The 5,041-nt window shown below is 63.9% G+C and carries 5 protein-coding genes; all 5 read right to left on the bottom strand.

What is annotated here, in order from left to right:
* Positions 1–8: 8 nt before the first annotated feature.
* Entirely contained in the window at positions 9–1,091 is a 1,083-nt protein-coding gene (locus ENJ37_08580) for a hypothetical protein (GenBank protein HHL40548.1), read from the bottom strand.
* Between the two features lie 252 nt (positions 1,092–1,343).
* Entirely contained in the window at positions 1,344–1,790 is a 447-nt protein-coding gene (locus tag ENJ37_08575; GenBank protein ID HHL40547.1) for a hypothetical protein, read from the bottom strand.
* Positions 1,765–2,709 (bottom strand): hypothetical protein, encoded by a 945-nt coding sequence (locus ENJ37_08570; protein HHL40546.1) that lies wholly within the window; start codon positions 2,707–2,709, stop codon positions 1,765–1,767. The genes ENJ37_08575 and ENJ37_08570 overlap by 26 nt, the downstream gene beginning before the upstream one ends.
* A gap of 282 nt (positions 2,710–2,991) precedes the next feature.
* Positions 2,992–3,177, bottom strand: coding sequence for a ferredoxin (locus ENJ37_08565; GenBank protein ID HHL40545.1), 186 nt, complete (start codon positions 3,175–3,177; stop codon positions 2,992–2,994).
* A gap of 126 nt (positions 3,178–3,303) precedes the next feature.
* Positions 3,304–4,734 carry an aldehyde dehydrogenase family protein gene (locus ENJ37_08560; protein HHL40544.1) on the bottom strand — a complete coding sequence of 477 codons (1,431 nt, stop codon included), beginning with the start codon at positions 4,732–4,734 and terminating at the stop codon, positions 3,304–3,306.
* Between the last annotated feature and the right edge of the window lie 307 nt (positions 4,735–5,041).

The raw sequence follows: 5,041 nt of genomic DNA, 5'->3' as shown, positions 1-5,041 counted from the left end.
GCAGGGGCTCAGTCCTCGAGCTCGACTATGACCGGGTCTCCGGCCCTCGGCGCCCAGACCCTCTCGGGCTCGGCGCAGACCTCGCGGATGGCGGCCTCCTCGCTCGACATGTATACGAAGTCCCCCTTGACGGCCGCTACGAGCGGACGGAGCTTTATCCTGTCGTTTATGCCCACAAGCCCCTTGCTGTGTCCGAAGAGCAGCGAGAACGGACCGTTGAGCAGCGCGCTTCCGTAGGCGAGCCTGAGCGCCGTCATGAGCTCGCGCTCCGGCTCGTCCATGCGGTCGATATCCTTCCAGAAGGGCGCGGCCAGCGCCGTACAGGCCGTGGCGATGTCGAGGCCGTGCTTTCTCACGAGGAGATCGAAGAGGTAGGCGGCCACCTCCGTGTCGGTGAGGAGCGTGAGCTTGTAGCCGAACATCTCGAGATAGCGCTTGTTTATGCCGTAGGACGATATCTCGCCGTTGTGGACGATGGACCAGTCGAGAAGCGTGAAGGGGTGGGCGCCGCCCCACCAGCCCGGCGTGTTGGTGGGAAAGCGGGTATGCCCCGTCCAGATGTAACCCTCGTACTCCTCGATCCTGAAGAAGTCGGCTATGTCGGCCGGGTTGCCCACGCCCTTGAATACGCCCATGTTCTTGCCCGACGAGAATATGTAGGCGCCGGCTATCTCGGAGTTGACCTTCATCACCGTCTTGACGACGAAGTCCTCCTCGCTTACGCCGCCCACCATCCTCTCGACCACGGGCTTCACGAAGTAGCGCATGAGCTGCGGGCTGATGACGATGCTCGGCACGGGCCTCGTGGGTATCTCCTCGATCTTCTCGATGTGGTAGCACTCCCGCAGGTACTCCTCGGCCTCCCTGCGGCTCTCGCCGTCGTCGTACATGATATGGAAGGCGTAGAAGTCCTCGAGGTCGGGATATATGCCGTAGGCGGCGTATCCCGCCCCGAGGCCGTTGCCCCTGTCGTTCATGAGCTTGAGCGAGGCCCTGATGTCGGCGCCGCTCATCCTTTCGCGCCTTCTGTTTATGATGCCCGAAAGGCCGCAGCCGGCCATGTCCTTCTGAAAATCGTGATTCACCGTCATTCCCCTCTGCGTGTGATACCGGAAGCTTACCGATGAAAGGGCCGCGCCTCATCCCCTTCATCCCGCGCGCCCTTTCAGATACCTTCAACGCCTGCGGCCTTGCTTCTCTCTGCGCAGGATATTCACCTGTTCATCGCCCCTTGGATACCTTCAACGCCTGCGGCTCCCCATGGGGGGAGCCGCAGGCGCCGGGAGTTCCCCGAGGGAGGCCGGGGTAAAGGAGCGGCTGTCGAGGCCCTTTCGAAAGGCGGCTCAGGAGCCGGCGCGGCGCCTTTCCCTGTAGATGTCGAGCATCCTTGCGAACTCGTCGGCGCCGCTCCTTGAGGCCTCGGGAAGTCCCAGCCGTCTTCTCGCCGGCGCCTTCGGCTCCCCCAGTTTCGACGTCCTGGCGAACATCTCCCAGCCGCGCTTGACCTGGGCCGGGAAGAGACCCTTTTTCGTGGCCAGCAGCCGCATGGCCGTCATGGCGTTCTCGAAGCCGTAGTGCTGGTAGCACATCTCGAGACAGTAGTGGCACTCCAGGCACTGCCATATGTGCCGTGACCGGAGCCAGTGTTCGTACTCGCCCCTGAGGATGTCCTTTATGACCGCCCGCGGGTCGTAGCCCTCTATGTGGAGACAGGCGGGACATATGTGGTAGCAGGCCCCGCACTGCGAGCACATCTCGAGGAGTTTAAAGTCCAAGTGCCCCTTCGGCATCGAGTGTTTCCTCCATCCGGCGCCGTCCGTCGCCCGAGAGCCGCTCCCACTTTTCGAGGAAGGGGGTCACGTCGACGCGGTGATTCGAGAGTCCCAGCTCGTCGGGACCGTAGCCCATGGCAAGGCCCAGCATCTCGGTGAAGTAGAGGACCGGCACGCCGAGCCTTTCGCCCTCGCGCTCCATGAGGTGCTGGTTGTTGTCGAACTGGAGAAAGCACGAGGGGCAGCACAGCACCATGGCGTCCACGCCCGCGTCCCGCAGCTCGGCGAGCTTTATCCTCGCCAGGTGAAGGGCCGTGTCGTGCTGGTCCACCCTGTCGAGCCCCTGGCCGCAGCACATGAGCTTGTTCTTCGTATATACGCTCTCCGCGCCGAGGGCCCTTACGAGGTTGTCGAACTTGCGCGGCTCCAGGGGGTCGTCGTTTTTGAGGGCATGGGAGGGCCTTATCATGTGGCAGCCGTAATGGATCGAGACCTTCATGCCCGAGAAATCCCTCTTCACCGCGTTCCTAACGGCGAGAAGGCCGACCTTGTCGTGTATGAAGGGCACCAGGTGATTGAGCGAAGCGGCGCCCTCGAACCTGCGTCCCACGCCGTCGAGCACGGCGTTGACCTCGTCTTTCCCGGCCGGGTCGCAGCGAAGCTCCTCGCTCACCGTCGCGAGGTTCGACACGCATCCCGTGCAGGGGCTCACCAGGTCCAGCCCCAGCTCGTCGACGAGAGCCACGTTCCTTGCGGCCGTGAGCGTCCAGAGGCCGGGGTCGACGTTGTTGACCAGCGACTTTTCGGGACAGCAGGTAAAGCCGTCTATGTCCTTGTAGGGGAGGCCGAGCCCTTCGAGCACCACTCTCGTGGACTTCTCGATGAAGGGGAACCTGGCCTGGATGGTGCACCCCCAGAAAAGCGCGAACTCCTTCATTGCGGTAGTATACCTTTCGACCTGACAGGCGGCGGCCGCGCGCGGCGCCGGGTCCCGGAGAGTCAGACATGCGGCCTCCCCCGGCTACGAAGAAGGCCGCCACAGCCGACACACCGGAACCGGCCGTACCGAAGGCCGGCCCTTGTGTGAGGCAAGACGACCGTCGCGCCCCGCAGGCGGCGGAGCATCGGGCGGCGAAGCCTCGTAAAGGCGGGACCTCAAGAGACGGGGACCGGGCAAACCGCTCGGTCCCGGCGATCCTTGAGCAGCAACTCCCTTCAGCTACGCGGGCACACAGCAGTCCACGGGGCAGACCTCCGCGCACTTGGGTTCGTCGTAGTAGCCCTTGCACTCCACACAGGCATCGGGATCGATGACATAGATGTCACCCTCGCTGATGGCGTCCACGGGACACTCGGGCAGGCAGACTCCACAGGCAACACAATCGTCGGTTATTGTAAGCGCCAACTGAACTCACCACCTTCCTTTTGGTTTTGTATACTGTATACACAAGAAGCACAGCGTATACTAACGCAGATGGAGAAAAAAGACAAGCATTTTTTCACCGCCCCGGCGGAAGGCCCTTCCGCCGGGCTACGAGAGGTTGAGGACCATGAGCCGCGGCTCGGTCATCTCCTCGATGGCGTAGCGCACGCCCTCGCGGCCCATGCCGCTCATCTTCACGCCGCCGTAGGGCATGTTGTCCACCCTGAAGGTGGGCACGTCGTTTATGATCACGCCGCCCACCTCGAGGGTCTCGTAGGCGCGGTGGGCGAGCACGAGGTCGCGGGTGAAAACGCCCGCCTGAAGGCCGTACTTCGAGGCGTTCGACGCGGCCAGGGCCTCGTCGAAGTCGTCGTAGGGCTCGAGCACGACCACCGGGGCGAAGGCCTCCTCGCCGCAGACCTTCATCTCCGGCGTCGTGCCCGTGAGGATCGTGGGCTCGAAGAGGGCGCCGCGGCGCTTTCCGCCGGCAAGGAGCCTTGCGCCGCCCTCGACGGCCTCGGCGACCCAGGCTTCCGTCTTCTCGGCGGCGCCGGCCTCTATCATGGGTCCCACGTCGGTGGACTCGTCGAGCGGGTCGCCGAGGCGGAGAGCGCGGACCCTCCCGACGAAGCGGCGGCTGAAGTCGTCGAAGACCCGCCGCTGGACGTAGATCCTCTGCACGGAGATACATATCTGGCCGGCGTAGGAGAATGCGCCCGTCGAGCAGCGCATGGCGGCGTAGTCGAGGTCGGCGTCGCCGTGGACTATGACGGCAGCGTTGCCGCCGAGCTCGAGCGTCACCTTCTTCGTGCCCGAAGCGGCCTTGAGCCTCCATCCCACGGCGGCGCTGCCCGTGAAGGTGAGTTTCTTTATCCGCTCGTCGCCGAAGAGGTGGCTTTCGGCGTCCGCGCCGCTGCATGGCGTTACCTGGAGGCCTCCCGCGGGCCATCCCGCCTCCGTCACGATCTCGCCGAGAAGAAGCGCCGTGAGCGGAGTGGCCGACGCCGGCTTTATTATGATGGGCGCGCCGCAGGCCATGGCCGGGGCCACCTTGTGGGCCACGAGGTTGAGCGGAAAGTTGAAGGGGCTTATGCCGAGCACCGCTCCCACGGGGAAGCGGCGGACCATGCCCATCCTCTTCTCGGCCCCGGCTATGACGTCGAGGGCCAGCACCTCGCCGCCCATGCGCCGCGCCTCGGCCGCGGCTATCTCGAAGGTGCACACGGCGCGGGCCGTCTCGGTGCGCGCATCCCGTATGGGCTTTCCCGCCTCAGCGGCTATGGTTCGGGCCACCTCTTCGCCCCTCTCCTTAAGCGCGGCCGCCACCTTCGAGATGACCTCGGCCCTCCTGTACGAAGGCAGCTCCCGCAGCACGGCCACCGCCCCGTCCGCATGGTCCACGGCCTCGCCCAGAAGCTCCGGCCCGGCCCTGAAGGTCTCGGCCACGAGACCGCCGTCGTAGGGGTTTCGCACCTCCAGGCGGTGCGGCCCTTCCACCCAGCGGCCGCCGACGAGAATCTTCGCCACCCTTTTCGACATCGCTTGCACCCCCTTGTTTTCTACCGTGGATTTTAACCGGAAAGCGGCCCGCCGTCAAATGGACGATCTCTACGAACCGCTGCCCCCTTTCAATTATGGCATAAGACACTTGACGGTACCTTCCCCCCTTGACCTTCGGCCCTCGGCGAGGCATAATCTTAGGGAAACTCTGATTTATTGCACTGAGGGAACCTTTTTGTAAAAAGGTTCCCTCAGACTCCCTCCAAAAACTTTTAACGCCCTGCGGATCATCCCGATTTTGCAAGCAAAATCGGGATGATCCGCAGGGAATTAAAAGTCTTTGAAG

This window comes from Deltaproteobacteria bacterium, from assembly GCA_011375175.1.
In the GTDB taxonomy this organism is placed as follows: Bacteria; Desulfobacterota; GWC2-55-46; order GWC2-55-46; family DRME01; genus DRME01.
This window is presented reverse-complemented; position numbering and strand designations above follow the sequence as displayed.